The 17,660-nt window shown below is 69.0% G+C and carries 17 protein-coding genes; 9 read left to right on the plus strand and 8 right to left on the minus strand.

The genetic code is table 11. The features are described 5' to 3' along the window. Positions 1-56: 56 nt before the first annotated feature. Entirely contained in the window at positions 57-404 is a 348-nt protein-coding gene (locus Q5716_RS14090; protein ID WP_305003789.1) for a hypothetical protein, read from the plus strand. Here Q5716_RS14090 and Q5716_RS14095 read toward each other — a convergent pair whose 3' ends face one another. Continuing rightward, positions 405-1,757, minus strand: coding sequence for an L-serine ammonia-lyase (locus tag Q5716_RS14095; RefSeq protein WP_305003790.1), 1,353 nt, complete (start codon positions 1,755-1,757; stop codon positions 405-407). It lies immediately after the preceding gene. An 88-nt stretch (positions 1,758-1,845) separates the two neighbouring features. Then, positions 1,846-3,012, minus strand: coding sequence for an RtcB family protein (locus Q5716_RS14100; RefSeq protein WP_305003791.1), 1,167 nt, complete (start codon positions 3,010-3,012; stop codon positions 1,846-1,848). 338 nt (positions 3,013-3,350) lie between these two features. Between Q5716_RS14100 and Q5716_RS14105 the strand changes: the two genes are divergently transcribed. Next, positions 3,351-3,749, plus strand: a complete 399-nt coding sequence (locus Q5716_RS14105) for a hypothetical protein (RefSeq protein ID WP_305003792.1) — start codon at positions 3,351-3,353, stop codon at positions 3,747-3,749. Here the strand turns inward: Q5716_RS14105 and Q5716_RS14110 are convergent. Continuing rightward, positions 3,746-4,669, minus strand: coding sequence for an alpha/beta fold hydrolase (locus tag Q5716_RS14110; protein ID WP_305003793.1), 924 nt, complete (start codon positions 4,667-4,669; stop codon positions 3,746-3,748). The two genes, Q5716_RS14105 and Q5716_RS14110, sit on opposite strands and share 4 nt — an antisense overlap. A 9-nt stretch (positions 4,670-4,678) precedes the next feature. Then, complete coding sequence (gene phoU, locus Q5716_RS14115; protein ID WP_305003794.1) at positions 4,679-5,332, minus strand: phosphate signaling complex protein PhoU; 654 nt, start codon at positions 5,330-5,332, stop codon at positions 4,679-4,681. A gap of 165 nt (positions 5,333-5,497) precedes the next feature. On the opposite strand from phoU, the gene Q5716_RS14120 reads away from it, so the two are divergent. Both Q5716_RS14120 and Q5716_RS14125 read left to right on the plus strand, forming a co-directional pair. Next, positions 5,498-6,652, plus strand: coding sequence for a sensor histidine kinase (locus Q5716_RS14120; RefSeq protein ID WP_305003795.1), 1,155 nt, complete (start codon positions 5,498-5,500; stop codon positions 6,650-6,652). Further along, complete coding sequence (locus tag Q5716_RS14125) at positions 6,649-7,329, plus strand: response regulator transcription factor (protein ID WP_305003796.1); 681 nt, start codon at positions 6,649-6,651, stop codon at positions 7,327-7,329. The genes Q5716_RS14120 and Q5716_RS14125 overlap by 4 nt, the downstream gene beginning before the upstream one ends. A gap of 31 nt (positions 7,330-7,360) precedes the next feature. On the opposite strand, the gene Q5716_RS14130 is transcribed toward Q5716_RS14125, so the two are convergent. Both Q5716_RS14130 and Q5716_RS14135 read right to left on the minus strand, forming a co-directional pair. Continuing rightward, positions 7,361-9,238 carry a cell wall-binding repeat-containing protein gene (locus Q5716_RS14130; RefSeq protein ID WP_305003797.1) on the minus strand — a complete coding sequence of 626 codons (1,878 nt, stop codon included), beginning with the start codon at positions 9,236-9,238 and terminating at the stop codon, positions 7,361-7,363. 97 nt (positions 9,239-9,335) lie between these two features. Next, entirely contained in the window at positions 9,336-9,833 is a 498-nt protein-coding gene (locus Q5716_RS14135; RefSeq protein ID WP_305003798.1) for a hypothetical protein, read from the minus strand. Positions 9,834-9,932: 99 nt separating this feature from the next. Here Q5716_RS14135 and Q5716_RS14140 point away from each other — a divergent pair, with 99 nt between their 5' ends. From Q5716_RS14140 to rlmB, 4 genes are read left to right on the plus strand one after another with little or no spacing between them, the layout of a single operon-like run. Continuing rightward, on the plus strand, positions 9,933-10,415 hold the full coding sequence (locus tag Q5716_RS14140) for a CarD family transcriptional regulator (RefSeq protein ID WP_123045321.1): 483 nt from the start codon (positions 9,933-9,935) through the stop codon (positions 10,413-10,415). 31 nt (positions 10,416-10,446) lie between these two features. Then, entirely contained in the window at positions 10,447-11,583 is a 1,137-nt protein-coding gene (gene ispD, locus Q5716_RS14145) for a 2-C-methyl-D-erythritol 4-phosphate cytidylyltransferase (protein WP_305003799.1), read from the plus strand. 30 nt (positions 11,584-11,613) lie between these two features. After that, entirely contained in the window at positions 11,614-13,026 is a 1,413-nt protein-coding gene (gene cysS / locus Q5716_RS14150) for a cysteine--tRNA ligase (protein ID WP_305003800.1), read from the plus strand. Next, positions 13,023-14,018 carry a 23S rRNA (guanosine(2251)-2'-O)-methyltransferase RlmB gene (rlmB, locus tag Q5716_RS14155; protein ID WP_305003801.1) on the plus strand — a complete coding sequence of 332 codons (996 nt, stop codon included), beginning with the start codon at positions 13,023-13,025 and terminating at the stop codon, positions 14,016-14,018. The genes cysS and rlmB overlap by 4 nt, the downstream gene beginning before the upstream one ends. On the opposite strand, the gene Q5716_RS14160 is transcribed toward rlmB, so the two are convergent. Next, the gene (locus Q5716_RS14160; RefSeq protein WP_305003802.1) at positions 14,019-15,032 is read right to left on the minus strand and encodes a ketopantoate reductase family protein; all 1,014 of its coding nucleotides are present in this window, start codon (positions 15,030-15,032) and stop codon (positions 14,019-14,021) included. Between the two features lie 50 nt (positions 15,033-15,082). After that, positions 15,083-16,102: a ketopantoate reductase family protein gene (locus tag Q5716_RS14165; protein WP_305003803.1), complete on the minus strand. Its 1,020-nt coding sequence runs from the start codon at positions 16,100-16,102 to the stop codon at positions 15,083-15,085. 126 nt (positions 16,103-16,228) lie between these two features. Here Q5716_RS14165 and Q5716_RS14170 point away from each other — a divergent pair, with 126 nt between their 5' ends. Continuing rightward, the gene (locus Q5716_RS14170; RefSeq protein ID WP_305003804.1) at positions 16,229-17,656 is read left to right on the plus strand and encodes an amidohydrolase family protein; all 1,428 of its coding nucleotides are present in this window, start codon (positions 16,229-16,231) and stop codon (positions 17,654-17,656) included. Positions 17,657-17,660 lie beyond the last annotated feature (4 nt).

A 17,660-nucleotide genomic window follows, 5' to 3' on the forward strand; every position in this document is an offset into this window, starting at 1 on the left:
GGGTGGACACGCCCGCCGACCGCGCCTATCGTGGCCTGCCTGCGGAAGGAGCACGGATGACCGCGAAGCTCAACAAGGCAGCCCTCGAGCACGCCCGATCCCTCGTCAAGAAAGGCAAGGTGGTCCGTGACGAGCGCGATGACTGGAGCGAACACGCCCCTAGCGCGGACGACGAGAACAGCTTCATCGACAAGCACGGGTGGGAGGACTTCGCCGAATGGCACCTGGGCGAGGATGCCGACGCCTCCGAGGAGACGAAGGGACGTTTCAGCTTCCCCTTCGGCGACTTCACGAGGGTGCACCGGTGCGCCGTGATCTCCCTCGAGAGCCGCGCGGCCCAGTTCGACCACGACGACATCGCGAAGGCGACGAAGGAGCTCCTCGAGCTCATCGACGAGGGCTGATCAGCACTCGACGACGTTGACGGCGAGACCGCCCTCGCTCGTCTCCTTGTACTTCGTCGACATGTCGAGGCCGGTCTGCCGCATCGTCTCCACGACGGTGTCGAGCGAGACGTAGTGCGACCCGTCGCCGCGCATCGCGAGCCGGGCGGCGGTGACCGCGGTCGAGGCGGCGATCGCGTTGCGCTCGATGCACGGAATCTGCACGAGCCCGCCGACGGGGTCGCACGTGAGGCCCAGGTGGTGCTCCATCGCGATCTCGGCGGCGTTCTCCACTTGCGCGGGGGTTCCGCCCATCACCGCAGTGAGGCCGCCCGCCGCCATCGCGCACGCCGAGCCGACCTCCGCCTGGCAGCCGCCCTCCGCACCGGAGATCGAGGCGTTCGCCTTGAAGAGCGAGCCGAGGGCGGTGGCGGTGAGCAGGAATTCCCGCATCCCGGGAGCGGGGTCATCCGTGGGGCACACGAACTCCGCCCAGTAGCGGGCGACGGCCGGCAGGATGCCCGCCGCCCCATTCGTCGGAGCCGTAACCACTCGACCGCCCGACGCGTTCTCCTCGTTCACGGCGAGGGCGAACGCGGCGAGCCATTCGCCCGGGAGCACCGGTCCGCTGTGCGCGTCCGACTCGAGCTGCTCACGGATCAGCCCCGCCCGCCGCTTCACCCCCAGGATGCCCGGCAGCGTGCCCGAGGCGTGAAGGCCGGCGGTGATGCAGTCGTCCATCGCGCGCCAGATCGAGTCGAGCCCGGCATCCACCTCGGCCGGGGAGCGGCGGGACTCCTCGTTGACGCGCGCGACGGCGGCGATCGTCGTGCCCTCGAGTTCGCAGAGCGCGAGCAGGCCGTCCGCGCTCGAGAACGCCATCGGGTACGACGCCGACGGTGCCTCCGCGGCGCCCTCGCGGCGGATGAATCCACCCCCGATCGAGTAGTAGGTCTCCCGCGCGATCTCCGCGCCTGCCGCGTCGATCGCGCTAAGCGTGAGGGCGTTCGGATGCCCGGGCAGCCTGGTCCGCGGCTCGAAGCGCACATCGGCCCGCTCGAACCGCACCGGGTGCACTCCCGCGAGCATGAGCGCGTTTCCGTCCAGCCAGTCGGACCACGAGGCGCGCACCTGCTCGGGGTGCACCGTCTCCGGGGAGAAGCCCTGCAACCCGGAGACGATCGCGTCGGGCGTGCCGTGACCGAGGCCGGTGGCCCCGAGGGAGCCGAACAGGTCGCACGTGACACGGGCGGGTCGGGCATCCGCGACGCGCAGCGCGAAATCGCGGGCCGCCCGCATGGGGCCGACTGTGTGCGAGCTCGAGGGCCCCACGCCGATGGAGAACAACTCGAACGCGGAGACGTAGGCGCTCATGCATTCGAGAGTACGCGGTGCACTGCGGGAGGGCGAGTGGCCTCCCACAGGCCCGTCCACCGCACCGAGTGCGATGGACGGGCCGGTGCTAGTCGCCCTTCACGTTCACGATCTGGCGCAAGGTGTGCCGGATCGTCACGAGGTCGGCGGCGTCGGACATGATCTGGTCGATCGGCTTGTAGGCCGCCGGGATCTCGTCGATGAACGCCTCGGTGTCCCGGTACTCGATGCCGACCATGGCGGCCCTCAGGTCGTCCGCCGTGAACACCTTCCGCGCGGCCGACCGCGAGTACTCGCGCCCGGCGCCGTGCGGCGACGACATCAGGGACACCGGGTTGCCGAGCCCCTCGACGACGTAGGAGGCGGTACCCATCGAACCCGGGATGAGGCCTGCCTCGCCCACCCGCGCCGAGATGGCGCCCTTCCGGGAAACCCACACGCGCTCGCCGAAGTGCTCCTCGACCTGCGTGAAGTTATGGTGGCAGTTGATCCGCTCCTGCTCGATCACCGGCTCGTGCATCCACTCCGACACCTGCCGGACCACCCGGTCCATCATCTCCTCGCGGTTGAGGAGTGCGAACCGTTGGGCCCACCGGAGCTCGGCAATGTAGCGCTCGAACTCCTTGGTGCCCTCGACGAGGTAGGCGAGGTCGGGGTCGGGCAGCGCGATCCACCACTTCTCCATGAGGCCGCGAGCGACCCTGATGTGAGCCTGGGCGATCTTGTTGCCGACGCCCCTGGACCCCGAGTGCAAGAAGAGCCAGACGTCGTCTGACTCGTCGACCGACACCTCGATGAAGTGGTTGCCGCTGCCGAGCGTGCCGAGTTGCAGGTGCCAGTTGCCCGCGTACTGCTTCGGGTCGAAACCGCTCGCGTCCGCGAGCTCGGCGAGCTCGCGGGTGCGCGGCTCAGCCGTGGCGACGACCTTGCGGTTGTACGCGCCTGCCGAGGTGGGGATGGCCCGCTCGATCTGCTGGCGCAGCTCCGCCAGGCTGCCGGTGAGGTCGGTTCGGGTGAACTGGGTCCGCACCGCGATCATGCCGCAGCCGATGTCGACTCCCACTGCTGCGGGGATGACCGCGCGCAGTGTCGGGATGACCGACCCGACGGTAGCGCCGAGCCCGAGGTGGGCATCCGGCATGAGTGCCAGGTGCGGGTAGATGAACGGCATGGTGGAGGTGGTGCGCGCCTGAGCCTCGGCCTTCTCGTCGAGGATGGACGCCCAGCTCACCAGCCGGTTCGTGATCTTCTTCATGGTCCTTTCGATTCTGTGGGGTGGAGTGGGGTGGGGTACCCGGGCATCCGACCCTGCAGTGTCGAAGAGGATGTCCCGGGAACTCGCCCGGGACGGAGGTCCGTCAGGCGAGGCGAAGGAAGGCGCGATCGAGCCGCGCAGTGATCAGCTGCGCTTCGACGGTGTACTCGTTGCGAGTCACGACAAGCCTCCTGGGGACGTGCGCCACGGTGGCGCGGACTCACGAGCATAGCTCGGCTCGCGGGAGGGTGGGGTCTCGAGTTCATAACAGCACGACCTTGTGCACAGATGACGGTGTTCGGGTCCGTGCCTCGAGGTGGGGCGCGCACGCTGGGGCGATGACGATTCCCCACTACGACACCGTTCGCGACGAGCCCCTCCCTACCGATGACGCAGTGCTGAGCCGCCTCGATGATCTCCTCGAGGAGGGACTCGCGCTTCGCCTGTGGTTCATGTTCCTCGACGACGAGAGCTACCAGCTGCCGCTACTGCTGCCGATGGACCTCGGTGGCGCCCCCGGCAGCGACGACGTCGACGCGATCGCGCGGTTCATCGACGACCTCGCCGCGGCAGTGGATGCGGCGACCGCGATCGTCGTCGTCGAGTGGGGCGACCTCGACCACGCCGAGATCGCGGTCGAGTGGATGCGAGTCGTGGCCGCCGCGTGCTCGCAGTCGGGCGTGGACTACCGGGGTCCGTTCGAGTGCTCGCCGTTCGGGGTCCGGCCGCTCGGCTAGCGTCGCCCGAGGAACTCTCGGACCGCCGCGGCGGACTCCTCGGGGCTGTTCAGCCACGGGGCGTGACCGCCGGGCACCTCCACGAGCTCGGCGGCGGGCATCCGCGACCAGGACGCTCGGCTGCGCTCCGGCGAGCCGAAGACGTCATCGGTGCCGAGCAGCAGGAGAGTGGGCGAGCTGATGCTCGACAGCTCGAGGGGCGTGAGGGCGGCGCGGCGGCGCACGCCGAGCACCGACGCGATCGCGCGGAAGAGTCCGGGCAATGTCTCGGCGAAGACGGCGCGACGCGATGCGTACCAGCCGACCGACACGAGCTCGGGCGGCCACGGGTCGACCGCTCCGGGCCCGAGAGTGAGGGCGCTGTTAGCGCGGTACTGCTCGAGGGAGACCGGCTTCAGCAGCGCCCGCCCGAGCCCCGGGATCGCGGCCAGCCGCATCCCGATCGGAGCGATCAGGTTCTCGAACGCGGCCCCGGGCACGCCGACGAGCACGAGTCGACGGACGCGCTCCGGATGCCCGGCCGCGAAGTAGAGCGCGAACTGCCCGCCGAGCGAGTGCGCGACGATGTCGAACGACTCGATGCCTTCGGTCGCGGCCTCGATGACGTCCGTGGCGAACGAGCGCAGATCGGTGCGCGGTCCGAACCGGTAGCCGCCGGAGAGCCCGTGGCCGGGCCAGTCGACCGCGATCACCGGTGCGCCGTCGAACGCCGGGATGAGCGGGATCGCGGCCGCCGTCACCGACGCGATGCCGTGCAGCAGGAGTACGGGCGTGCGGCGCGTCGAGCCGGGGATCGACACGATGCGCACATCGGTTCCGGCGACGTGGGCGAACCGCTCCGTCGGCGCGACGCCGTACTCGGCGTACAGTCGCGCCTCATCGGCGCGGAGGGCGGAGGCGAGCTCGGACTCTGTCGTCACGAGTCCACGTTAGACGTCGGAGGGCACCCAATCGCCCGTCGCGAGGTACTGCACCTTCTTCGCGATGGACACGGCGTGGTCCGCGAAGCGCTCGTGATAGCGGGAGGCGAGGGTCGCATCGACGGTGTCGACCGCCGCACCCTTCCAGGTCTCGCCGAGCACCTTGTCGAAGACCGCGAGGTGGAGGGCGTCCACCTTGTCGTCCTCGTTGCGGATCTCCTCGGCGACCTTGAGGTCCTCGGTCTTGAGCAGCTCGACGAGCTTCTTCGCGATCTCGACGTCGAGCGCACCCATCTCCGCGAACGTCGGGCGCAGCGACTTGGGAACGACCTTGTCGGGGAACCGGTACCGCGCGAGCTGTGCGATGTGCTCGGACATGTCGCCCATGCGCTCGAGCGACGCGCTGATGCGAAGCGCGGACACGACGATGCGCAGGTCGCGGGCGACCGGCTGCTGCCGGGCGAGGATGTTGATCGCCAGCTCGTCGAGCTCGGCGGCCGCCGCGTCGATCTTGTCGTCGTCCGCGATCACGGACTCGGCGAGGGATACGTTCGACTCGTTGAACGCCCGAGTGGCGTTCTCGATCGACACCGCCACCAGGCCGGAGATCTCGACGAGCCGGTCCTGCACCTCTCGCAGTTCCTGCTGGAATACTTCGCGCACGTTAGTCCCTTCGTCACGGGCATGACGAAGCCCGCACGGTTCAGACCTACAGTGCCGTCGTCAGGTTAACGTTCGGTGCCCTAGGACTGAACATCACCCGAAGTGATCTGGAAGGTGAACAACTTGTAACCGGACCACCCGGATGCTGTAACTAATCTAGTGCCCATGGACTCCGCGTGGCTGGTGCCAGCCGCCCTGGCCTTCGGCATCGCGCTGGGGGCGGGCGTGTTCGCCATCGTCCTCATGGCCGCTCGCCGCGGCCAGCGCGCGGCCGACGTCGTGTCCACCGCCGTGCCCGACGGGGTCGACCAGGTGCTCGACGCCCTCGAGTCCGCGGGGGTGGTGCTCGACCCGTCGAACAATGTCGTGAAGGCGTCGCCGGGGGCCATGGCGTTCGGGCTCGTCTGGCACCAGGCGCTCGTGCATCCGGAGCTCGTTGCGCTCGTCGACCGGGTGCGGCGCACCGGCGAGCCCGTCACCGAGGAGTTGCACTTGAGCCGCGGTCCCTTCGGCGACGCGGCCATCTATCTCTTCGTGCGCGTCGCGCGCCTCGGTGCCCGATACATCCTCCTGCTCGCCGAGGACCGCACCGAGTCCTACCGGCTCGAGGAGGTCCGCCGCGACTTCGTGGCCAACATCAGCCACGAGCTCAAGACGCCGATCGGTGCGGTGGGCCTGCTCGCGGAAGCCCTCGTGAGCGCATCCGACGAGCCCGAGCAGGTCAAGCGGTTCGCGAAGCGGCTGACCAAGGAGTCGGAGCGGCTCGCGCGGATCACCCAGGAGATCATCGAGCTCTCCCGGCTTCAGGCGACGGATGCCCTGACCCGCGCCGACCTCGTCGACATCGACCACGTGGTCGCCGTCGCAATCGATCAGAACCGCGTCGTCGCCGACTCTCACCGCATCAACCTGGTCAGCGGAGGGGATGCCGGTGCCGAGGTCTTCGGCGACGAGACGCTGCTCGTGACCGCGCTCCACAACCTCATCGCCAACGCCATCCAGTACTCCCCGGAGGGATCGCGCATCGGTATCGGCGTCAGCCAGAGGGACGGAATCGTGGAGATCGCCGTGACCGACCAGGGCGTCGGGATTCCCGAGGATGAACTCGACCGGGTCTTCGAGCGCTTCTTCCGCAGCGATCCCGCGCGGAGCCGCAACACCGGCGGCAGCGGCCTCGGCCTGTCGATCGTCAAGCACGTCGTCCAGAACCACGGCGGAGACATCCGCGTCTGGTCTCAGCCCGGCAACGGGTCGACCTTCACCATCCGACTCCCCGAGGCGAACCGCGCCGTGGGGGCTTCACTGGGAGCACACGCATGACCCGCATCCTGATCGTCGAAGACGAGTCGTCGCTGAGCGAGCCCCTCGCATTCCTCCTCGACCGCGAGGGCTATGAGACCGTGATCGCCGCGGACGGGCTGACGGCCCTGGCCGAGTTCGACAAGAACGGCGCCGACCTGGTGCTTCTCGACCTCATGCTGCCGGGGCTGCCGGGTACCGAGGTGTGCCGCGAACTGCGCACCCGGTCGAGCGTGCCCATCATCATGCTGACCGCGAAGGACAGCGAGGTCGACATCGTCGTGGGCCTCGAACTCGGTGCGGACGACTACGTCACCAAGCCGTATTCGACCCGGGAGCTGCTCGCGCGCATCCGGGCTGTGCTGCGCCGCCGCACGGACACCGAGCTCGACGAGGACCAGATCCTCGAGGCCGGCACCGTGCGGATGGATGTCGAGCGCCACGCGGTCACCGTCGACGGCCGGGAGACGCCGATGCCCCTCAAGGAGTTCGAGCTTCTCGAACTGCTGCTGCGCAACGCGGGCCGCGTGCTCACGCGCGGCCAGCTCATCGACCGGGTGTGGGGTTCCGACTACTTCGGAGACACCAAGACGCTCGACGTGCACATCAAGCGCATCCGCTCGAAGATCGAAAAGGTGCCGTCGGAGCCGACGATGCTCGTCACGGTCCGAGGGCTCGGCTACCGCTTCGAGGCCTGAGCCTCCCCGGCAACCGAGCCCTCGCCTCTGCCTAGCAGCCCGTGAGGTCCTCGACGGCGGGGGTCAGCGAGACCGGTCCGCCGAGAAGGGTGACGCGGCTGACGTGAAGCCGCTCGAGCTCTGAGAGAACACCGGCCGGCACGCAGGTGGTAGGGACGACGTACAGCGGCGCGTCGAGCCCCGCCGCCAGTGACGAGCCGGCAAGCGCGTCCGGGAACTTGAGACCGGTCGCGAGGAACGCGTGCGACGCGACATCGAAGGCTGCAGCGTTGATCGAGATGGATGCGGCGTAGCGATCGGCGCCCGACCGGCGTTCCACCGGGTACAGTCCGCTGAGCTGCGACTCGATCTGAGGAGAGACGGATGCGGGGCCACCGGCGATCTGAATGGTCGACGGAGTGAGGCTCGCAATGAGTGCAAGAGTGACCGGGTCGACGCTCGACGCGAGCCCGTCCACGAGGAGCACGGGAGTACCGTTGCCTGCACCGGCCGCGCCCGCGCTCAGTGCGTCGGGAAAGTTGCGTCCCGTGGTGATGTAGATCGAGTCGACGTCGTCGAAACCGTAGTCAACGATGTTCCGTGAAGCCTCGTAGCGGTCGGCGCCGGAGAGCCGCTCGACGTTGCCGTCGCCGACAAGGCCGGTGAGCTGATCGAACACCGCGTCCGAGACGGATGCCGGCCCGCCGACGATGACGGCGTGCGTCGCACCGAGCCGCTGGATTTCTGCCACCACCGCGGGGGGCAGGGCATCGGTGTTCGTGAGCAGGAGCGGGGCGTCGAAGACACCGGCGGTGGGGCCGGCCGAGAGGGCGTCGGGATAGTTGAGGCCGGTGGCGATGAAGACGTTCGCCGACCCCGAGGGGAACGCGGTCTGGGAGATGTTGACGGCGACGTCGAAGCGGTCTGCGCCGGCGATGCGGTCCACCTCGATCCCGAGGTCGGTCACGGTGTCGTCGTACTGGTTGGCGACGTAGAGGTGAGCGCCGTCGGGCGACTGGGCGACGCCGAACGGACTCTCGCCGACGGGGATGGTCCCGATCACCTGTCGCGTGGCGATGGAGATCTGCTCCAGCGAGTCGGTGTCCGACGTGGTGACGTAGGCGAGGCCTCCAGCGAAGAGGATGTCGGTCGGGTACCCGCCGACCGGGATGGTGGCGACCTCGGTGTCCGTCGCGACGCTGACGACCGACACGGTGTCCGCGATGGCGTCGGAGTTGTTGGTGACCCAGATCTCGGTGCCGTCGGGCGACAGTTCCGCTTCGACGGGGAAGTCGCCGACCGGGATGCCCGACCCGATGGGCTCCATCGTCGCCGTGTCGAGCTTCAGGAGCTGGTCGGCGTTCGTGTCGGTGACGTAGAGGGCCGACTCGTCCGCGCTGAGGGCCGCGCCCTCCGGGTACCCGGTGTAGTCGTAGAAGTCGACGACGGCGCGCGTCGCCACGTCGATCTTGGCGACGACCCCGTTGAAGTAGTTGGTGACGTAGGCGATGGCGCCATCGGACGTGAAGTCGATCGCGTGGGGGCCGGAGCCGCCCGAATTGATGGTGGTGACGACCGAGTCGGTTGCCGTGTCGATGATGCTGATCGTCGTCGACCCCCAGTTGCCGACCCACACCTCGGAGCCGTCGGGAGTGGTGGAGATCCCCAGGGGCTGGTCGCCCACGGGGATGGTGCCGACGCCGGTCGCCGCGGCGACGTCGATCACGGTGACGGTGTCTGATTCGCGATTGGTGACGTACGCCGTCGAACTGTCGGAGCTGAAGGCGATGAATCGGGGCGTGTCGCCGACGGGGATCGTGTCGAGGACGCCGACTCCGGAGGCGGTGAGGGGGGATGCGACGAGCATCCCCGCGGCGAGGAGGGGAACAACCGCGACGGCAGCGGCGCGGGACAGGGTGCGAGCGGGCACGAGTACTCCAAGGGTCGGAAGTGGACGTGCCCAGGCTAGGGACGCGGCGCTACCCGGTGAGTAGGTAGTGGCTACTCAATTCCTCAGAGGAACGGGACTAGCGGAGTACGGCGGGCGGGGCGAGCTCGGAGTACTCGCCCGTCGCCTCGAGCACGGGCACGAGCAGGAGCTTGCCCTCGGCGTCGCCCTGCTGGACGTAGACGGGGAGAAGGCCGCCCGCAGCGACGTCGGGGTTGAGGACGACGATCTGCTCCGCATCGGGGGTGCTGCCGAACTCCACCGTCTCGCCCGAGCGGACCGGCTGGGTGATCGTCTGCTTCTCGCCGTCGGAGTCGACCTGGATGGTGACGTTGGTGATGCGCCCGTTGTTGTGGATCGCCGTCACGAGGCTGATGGCGTGGCCGTCCTCGTTGATGATGCCGACCATGTTGAGCACGCGGACGTCGCCGACGGTGGCGCCGACGCCATCGCTCGGGTCGTAGTAGTTGAGCGTCGCGGTGGGGGTGATGAAGACGCACCCGGTGGTGCCGACGGCGATGCTGGCGGCGAGGACGACGGTAGCCGCGGCGCGGGCGGCACGACTGCGGGTGATCACGCGACAAGTCTACCCAGTCGCGCTCGCGGCCGCCGACTTAGGCGAACCTTAGTAAAAGTTGCCTGTGATAAACTAGGCGTCTTCGAAAGGACCCCCTTCATGCTGTTTGAAGTCGGCGAGACTGTCGTTTATCCCCACCACGGTGCCGCCACCATCACCGAGGTGAAGAAGCGCATCATCAAGGGGGAAGAAAAGCTCTACCTCAAGCTCAACGTCACTCAGGGCGATCTCACCATCGAGGTCCCCGCGGAGAACGTGGACCTCGTGGGTGTGCGTGACGTCATCGGCAAGGAGGGCCTCGACAAGGTCTTCGAGGTGCTGCGCGCTCCCTTCACGGAGGAGCCGACCAACTGGAGCCGCCGCTACAAGGCGAACCTCGAGAAGCTCGCCTCCGGCGACGTCATCAAGGTCTCCGAGGTCGTCCGCGACCTGTGGCGTCGCGACCAGGACCGCGGCCTTTCCGCCGGGGAGAAGCGGATGCTCGCCAAGGCCCGCCAGATCCTGATCTCCGAGCTCGCCCTCGCCGAGAAGACCGACGAGGAGAAGGCCTCGAGCGTTCTGGACGAGGTGCTCGCCTCCTAGCATCCCGAGCCCATCTGGGTATCGTGGGAGCATGACCCCGCACGTCGCCGTCCTCATCGTCGCGGCCGGTTCGGGGACTCGGCTCGGCGCGGGGGTGCCCAAGGCATTCGCACGATTCGCCGGCGCGACCGTTCTCGAGCACGCCGTGCGCGGAGCATTCGGTGTGGGTCGGCTCGTCGTCGTCGCGCCGCCGGAGTCGATCGACGAGGCCCGGGCCATCGTCGAGCCGATCGATCCCGAGGCGGTCGTCGTCGGGGGTGGCGCGTCGCGCCAGGCGTCGGTCGCCGCAGGGCTCGCGGTGCTCGAGCCGGGCATCCGGATCGTCCTCGTCCACGACGCGGCTCGTGCACTGACTCCGCGGCAGCAGCTCGAGGCCGTGGCTTCGGCCGTCGCGGAGACCGGAGCGGGGGTCATCCCGGCGCTCCCCGTGAGCGACACCATCAAACTCGTCGACGGGCAGACCGTGCTCGACACCGTCGACCGCAGCAGGCTCGCGGCGGTCCAGACGCCGCAGGGATTCCCCCGTGAGCCGCTCGACCGGGCCTACGCGGGAGCGACCGCCGAGTACACGGACGACGCGGCGCTGTTCGCGGCCGCGGGCGGAATTGTCGTGACGGTGGAGGGGAGCCCGCTGGCGTTCAAGATCACCACCGCCGCGGACCTCGCGCGGGCCGAGCAGGAAGCGGGGGATGCCGTGGGTGCCACGATCAGGACCGGTGTCGGCATGGATGTGCACGCGTACGACGCGGCTGAGCCGCTGTGGCTGGGCGGGCTCTACTGGCCCGACGAGGTCGGCCTGTCGGGCCACTCCGACGGCGACGCGATGAGTCACGCGATTTGCGATGCGCTCCTGTCGGCTGCGGGGCTCGGCGATATCGGCGGCAAGTTCGGCACCGACGATCCGCGCTTCGCCGGGGCTCATGGCGACGTGTTCATCCGTGAGACGGTCGCCCTCGTGCAGGGCGCTGGCTTCGAGGTCGGCAATGTCGCGGTGCAGCTCATCGCCAACGGCCCGCGGCTCGGTGCCCGTCGCGTCGAGCTCGAGGCGCACCTGTCATCCCTCGTCGGGGCACCCGTGAGCGTGTCGGCGACGACGTCCGACGGGCTCGGCTTCACCGGCAAGGGCGAGGGCGTCGCGGTGATCGCGACAGCGCTCGTGACGGCGTAACGCGGCGGGCGCCCCCGGTAAACTCTCGGGATGACCGTTCGCCTGTACGACTCGCGCGCCCACGCGGTGGTCGACTTCGTTCCGCTCACCCCCGGCAAGGTCGGAATGTACGTGTGCGGTCCGACGGTGCAGTCGAGCCCCCACATCGGCCACTTGCGATCGGCGCTCGTGTACGACCTGTGGCGTCGCTGGCTCAACTACCGGGGCTTCGACGTGACCCTCGTGCGCAACGTCACCGACATCGACGACAAGGTGCTCGACAACGCCACCGAGAACGAGCTGTGGTGGGCGCTCGCGTACCGGGTCGAGCTCGAGTTCTCCGCGGGGTACTCGGCGCTCGGCATCCTGCCGCCGACCTACGAGCCGCGCGCGACGGCGAGCATCCCGCAGATGCAGGAGATCATCGGTCGCCTCATCGAGCGCGGTCACGCGTACCCGGCGCCGGATGACTCGGGCGACGTGTACTTCGACGTGCAGAGCTGGCCGGCCTACGGCGAGCTCACCCGGCAGAAGGCCGACGACATGGTCGCCGCCGCCGACGCGGATCCGCGCGCCAAGCGGGACCCGCGCGACTTCGCCCTGTGGAAGGGCTCGAAGCCGGGCGAGCCGGAGAGCGCGAGCTGGGCATCCCCGTGGGGCGCCGGCCGACCCGGTTGGCACATCGAGTGCTCGGCGATGTCGAGCCGGTACCTCGGGCCCGCCTTCGACATCCACGGCGGCGGCCTCGACCTGCGCTTCCCGCACCACGAGAACGAGCTCGCGCAGTCGACCGCCGCGGGCGACGGATTCGCGAGCTACTGGGTGCACAACGGCCTCGTCAACGTCAACGGCCAGAAGATGTCGAAGTCGCTCGGCAACTCGATCTTCGCCGCGGAGTTCCTGGCGATGGCGCCCGCGCTCGTCGTGCGCTACTTCCTCGGCGCGGCGCACTACCGCTCGACGATCGACTACCACGACGGGTCGCTCCTCGAGGCCGAGGCGGCCGTCGAGCGCATCGAGTCGTTCCTGACCCGCGCCGACCGCAGGCTCGAGGGCACCCGCTTCGCGGGCTCGGGCGTCGAGCTCGTGCCCGACGCGTTCGCGGAGGCCATGGACGACGACCTCTCGGTGCCGCAAGCGCTCGCCGTGCTGCACGAGACGGTGCGGGCGGCCAACACCGCCCTCGACGACGGCGACCTCGCGGCCGTCGCCCAGGCCCGTGGAACGGTGCTCGCGATGGTCGAGGTGCTCGGCATCAACCCCCTGTCGCCGTCGTGGCGGTCGGAGACGGATGCCCCCGCGCACCGTGCTCTCTCGAGCCTCGTCGACTCGCTCCTCGCCGACCGCTCCGCGGCGCGCGCGGGCAAGGACTTCGCCACTGCCGACCGGATCCGTGATGAACTGGCAGCAGCGGGCATCGTGATCGAGGATGGCCCGAACGGGTCGCATTGGGAGCTGCAGTGAAGAACTCCGGCAACAAGCCGCGCGCGGGAGCCGTGCGCAAGTCGCGCAAGGGACCCCAGGTGGGCTCGGGCGGCCAGGGTCGTCAGGCGCTCGAGGGCCGCGGGCCGACGCCCAAGGCGGAGGACCGCCCGTACCATCCGGCAGGCAAGCGCAAGGCCGCGAAGGAGCGGTACGAGGCATCCGTCGGCGGCCGGAAGAAGGCGACGGAGGGTGCCCGCGCCCCGCGGCCGAAGTCGAAGACCGACGAGTCGGAGATGGTCACCGGTCGCAACTCGGTGCTCGAGGCGCTCCGCGCGCGCATCCCGGCGACGACGCTCTACATCGCCTCCCGGCTCGAGTTCGACGACCGCGTCAAGGAGATCCTGCACATCGCCACCGGCCGTGGCATCCCGGTGCTCGAGGTCATGCGCCCCGAGCTGGACCGGCTCTCCGGGCCGGATTCCGTGCACCAGGGCGTCGCGCTCAAAGTGCCGCCCTACGAGTACGCCCACCCGCTCGAGCTGCTCGACACGGTCATCGGTCGCGGACAGGTTCCGCTGTTCGTCGCGCTCGACGGCATCACCGATCCGCGCAACCTGGGGGCGATCATCCGCTCGGTCGCGGCGTTCGGCGGGCAGGGCGTGATCGTGCCGTCGCGCCGCTCCGTGGGCATGACGGCGTCGGCGTGGAAGACGTCCGCGGGTGCCGCAGCGCGCACCCCGGTCGCCATGGCCGCCAACCTGACCCAGACGGTCAAGGCCTTCAAGGAGCGCGGGGTGTTCGTGCTCGGACTCGACGGCGGAGGGGATGTCTCGCTGCCCAACCTCGAGCTCGCGACCGAGCCCGTGCTCGTCGTCGTGGGCAGCGAGGGCAAGGGCCTCTCGCGGCTCGTCACGGAGAACTGCGACGCGGTCGTGTCGATCCCGATCAGCGCCGCGACGGAGTCGCTCAACGCGGGAATCGCCGCGAGCGTGACGCTCTACGAGATCTCGAAGCTGCGCGCTTCGCGGTAGTTACAGCGCCAGCAGCAACTCGAGATTCTTCGGGCTCCGCTCGAGCGTTCCCGCCTCGATCTGACGGGCGAGTGCCACGGTGTGCGCGTTGTAAGGTGCTGCCTCGCCACGGCGACCGAGCACGTCCACGACGAGTCCGTTCACCTCGGCGACCTCGCCGCGGCGGCCCTTCATCCAGTCCTGCAGCACGGTCGTGCGCGTGTCGGGCAGGGAGTACTTGTCGAGCACCTCGCCGAGGAGGTCCTGCGCGTACTGGTCGGGGCTGGTCACCTGATCGTCGGTGAGCCCGAAGATGGGCACGAGTCGCGAGCCGTCGGCGACGGCGGCTCGTGCCGCCTCCTTGCCGCACTCGATCATGAACTCGTGGACCCCCGGCATCCGCACCGCTTCGGCGAGGGGCACGTCGAGGATCGCGGACGGCACCAGCTCGCCGGCGTTGGCGACGAGCTTCATCCACTTCGAGGAGCGGATGTCGTCGGAGACCTCGACGGTGCCGGCGTGCTTCAGCACCGACTGCACGAGCTCCGCCCGATCGCGCAGCGCCGGGTCGAGGGCGCCGACGGCGAACCACGACCCCGCCACCTCGGTCTGCCTGTTGACGATGCCGGGCTCGAACATGTTCGAGGCCATCTCGATGACCGCCCCGATGGTGCGCTCCCGGCCGACGATCGATGCGACGTCGTCGATCGACATGCCGTTCTGCAGGCCCACCACAAGCCCGTCGTCGGCCAGGAGCGGCTTGATGAGCTCGACGGCCCAGCGGGAGTCGTAGGCCTTGACGAGCAGGAAGACGATGTCGAAGGGCTCGCGGAGCGTCGCCACCTCGCACAAGTGCAGGGCGCGCACCGGGGTGACTTCGGTGTGACTCGGGAACCGCACTTCGATGCCGCGCTCGCGCATCGCCTCGACGTGGGCGGGCCACTGCTCGATGAACGTGACGTCGAGCCCGGCCCGCGTCAGATCCGCTCCGATTCCCGCGCCCTGAGCGCCCGTGCCGACGAATGCGATCTTCACAGCATCACTCCCTTGTGTTCGCTGATACTGTACACGGCGTTCAGTTGAGGTCAACCTAGCGCGCGCCGCAGCGGGGTGACGAGGGAAGGCGACGGCTCGAGCTCCCCGCTCTCGATGCGGTGGGCGATGGAGACGACGGCCGCGTTCACGGGCGTCGGGATGCCCGTGCGCGCGCCCTCGGCGACGACCGTGCCATTGATGTCGTCGACCTCGCTGTGGCGCGACTTCGACCAGTCCTGCAGGACGGTCGTGGTCGCTCCCGGGAGGACGAAGCCGCGGTAGAGCGTGTCGAGGAGGGTCTCCACGACCTCCTCGGGACGCTCGACGTCTTCCGGGGTCAGCCCGAAGATCGGCAGGATCGGATGCCCGAGCGCCCGACCCACGTCGAGCGCTTCCTGCCCGGCCGCGAGCATGACCTCGCGCAGGCCGTCGAGCTCGATCGCGTCGGCCATCGGCAGGCCGACGATCGCCGTCGGCACGAGCACCGTCGAGTTGCTCACGAGCTTCATCCACTTCGTGGCCTCGATCGATTCGACGATCGAGACGGTCCCGGAGTGGCGCAGCAGCGCGGCGACCTCCTCCTCGCGGCCGACCGGGCCGCCGGGGAGGGCGCCCACGGCGAACCATGAGCGGTCGGGCCCGGAGTGACGGTGGACGACACCCGGATCGGTCATCGTCGACGAGATCTCGATCACGGTGCCCATCGTGCGCTCGACCCCGACGACGTCGGCGATCGTGCGCGTCGACATCCCGTTCTGCACGCCGGCGACGAGTCCGTCAGCAGCGAGGTAGGGCTCGATGAGCTGCGCCGCCCAACGCGAGTCGTAGGCCTTCATGAGCATGAGCACGACGTCGAAGGGCTGCTTGAGCGTCGCGACCTCGCACAGGTGCATCGTCCTCGGCTGCACGTGGAGCTCGCGGTCGGGCATGCGGATGCTGAGCCCGGAGGCGCGCATCGCCTCGACGTGGGCGGGCCACTGCTCGACGAGCGTGACATCCAGCCCCGCAGCCGTCAGATCGGCGCCGATGGACGCGCCGTTCGCGCCGGATCCGAGCACAGCGATTCGCATTCCCACTCCTTTGTCGGTGCACAGTTCTACAGCTCGATTGAACACTTTGTGCCGTAGGACTTGTCATTCTGCCAGTTGAGCGGCAGAGTGTGAATCGTCACTGAACATTCTCAACGAGGAGAACAGATGAACGCACCTGCGCCCGAGGACTTCTCGGCGGGCCGTCCCGTCGTATTCCGCAACGGCATCGTCATCACCGTCGACACCCCCGGAGTACTGCACGACGCAGACGTCCTGGTGGTCGGCGACACCATCCAGGCCGTCGGCCCGAAGCTCGCCGTGCCCGAGGGCACGCTCGAGATCGACGCGAGCGGGGGCATCCTGATGCCCGGCATGGTCGACACCCACCCCCACATGTGGCAGACGGCGCTGCGCGGCTACGGCGGCGACTGGGCCCTCAGCCAGTACTTCGTGTTCTACTACCTGCAGCACGGCGAGGTCTTCCGCCCGGAGGACATCTACGCGGGCAACCTGCTGAGCGCGCTCGAGTCCGTCGACACCGGCGTGACGACGACCCTCGACTGGTCGCACGCGCTGCGGACTCCGGAGTACGCGGATGCCGCCCTCCAGGCCTTCGACGAGATCCCGGGCCGCTTCGTGCTCGGCTACGGCAACTACCTCGGAGCCCCGTGGGAGTGGACCGCCGACCCCGCCTTCCGCTCGTGGATCGCCAACTTCAAGCACAGCGACCACCTGGGACTTCAGATCGCGTTCGACGTGCCCGACTCGGAGGACTTCCCCGAGCTCGCCGCGTTCCAGTACGCGCGGGACAACGGCATCCGGGTCACCACGCACGCCGGCGTATGGGGCGCGACGACCGACAACGGCATCTCGCACATGTACGACGCGGGGGTCATGACCGACCAGATCACCTACGTGCACGCGGCGAGCCTCAGCCCCGACAGCTACCACAAGATCGCTGCAACCGGCGGCACGGTATCCGTCGCGACCGAGAGCGAGCAGAGCGCCGGACAGGGCTACCCGTCGACGTGGGAGATCCGCAAGTACGGCATCCCCGCGTCGCTGTCGATGGACACGAGCGTGTGGTGGAGCGCCGACTACTTCTCGGCGATGCGCGCGACGCTCAGCTCCGACCGCTCCCGCGACCACCTCGAGGCCCACCGCAAGGGCGAGACGGTCAACGTCAACCGCATGCGTGCGGAGGACGCCATCTGGATGGCCACCATGGGCGGCGCGAAGTCGCTCGGCATGGAGAGCTCGATCGGCTCCATCACGCCGGGCAAGAAGGCCGACCTGCTGCTCATCAAGAACGACCAGTCGCCGGCGATGACGCCCATCCTCAACCCCACCGCGCACGTCGTCTACCAGGCCGGCACCGCAGACATCCACACCGTGGTCGTCGGCGGCCGCGTGGTCAAGTACGAGGGCACCCGCATCGGCATGGACCTCGCCCCCGTTCGCGACATCGTCGCGAAGTCGGTCGAGTACGTGCGCGGCAAGCTCGGCGAGCAGGCCTGGGAAGAGGGGATGCACCCGCCCCTGAACCCCGACGAGCCCATCGAGAACCCGTACCAGTACACCGAGGACGACTAAGAGC

Source organism: Antiquaquibacter soli, from assembly GCF_030580675.1.
In the GTDB taxonomy this organism is placed as follows: domain Bacteria; phylum Actinomycetota; class Actinomycetes; order Actinomycetales; family Microbacteriaceae; genus Rhodoglobus; species Rhodoglobus soli.

What these genes read in the sequence shown, in the direction of transcription:
- Q5716_RS14120 (WP_305003795.1), top strand. Translation starts at nt 5,498, where the DNA reads ATGGACTCCGCGTGGCTGGTGCCAGCCGCCCTGGCCTTCGGCATCGCG.
- Q5716_RS14095 (WP_305003790.1), bottom strand. Translation starts at nt 1,757, where the DNA reads ATGAGCGCCTACGTCTCCGCGTTCGAGTTGTTCTCCATCGGCGTGGGG.
- cysS (WP_305003800.1), top strand. Translation starts at nt 11,614, where the DNA reads ATGACCGTTCGCCTGTACGACTCGCGCGCCCACGCGGTGGTCGACTTC.
- Q5716_RS14170 (WP_305003804.1), top strand. Translation starts at nt 16,229, where the DNA reads ATGAACGCACCTGCGCCCGAGGACTTCTCGGCGGGCCGTCCCGTCGTA.
- Q5716_RS14090 (WP_305003789.1), top strand. Translation starts at nt 57, where the DNA reads ATGACCGCGAAGCTCAACAAGGCAGCCCTCGAGCACGCCCGATCCCTC.
- Q5716_RS14165 (WP_305003803.1), bottom strand. Translation starts at nt 16,102, where the DNA reads ATGCGAATCGCTGTGCTCGGATCCGGCGCGAACGGCGCGTCCATCGGC.
- Q5716_RS14105 (WP_305003792.1), top strand. Translation starts at nt 3,351, where the DNA reads ATGACGATTCCCCACTACGACACCGTTCGCGACGAGCCCCTCCCTACC.
- Q5716_RS14140 (WP_123045321.1), top strand. Translation starts at nt 9,933, where the DNA reads ATGCTGTTTGAAGTCGGCGAGACTGTCGTTTATCCCCACCACGGTGCC.
- Q5716_RS14125 (WP_305003796.1), top strand. Translation starts at nt 6,649, where the DNA reads ATGACCCGCATCCTGATCGTCGAAGACGAGTCGTCGCTGAGCGAGCCC.
- Q5716_RS14100 (WP_305003791.1), bottom strand. Translation starts at nt 3,012, where the DNA reads ATGAAGAAGATCACGAACCGGCTGGTGAGCTGGGCGTCCATCCTCGAC.
- ispD (WP_305003799.1), top strand. Translation starts at nt 10,447, where the DNA reads ATGACCCCGCACGTCGCCGTCCTCATCGTCGCGGCCGGTTCGGGGACT.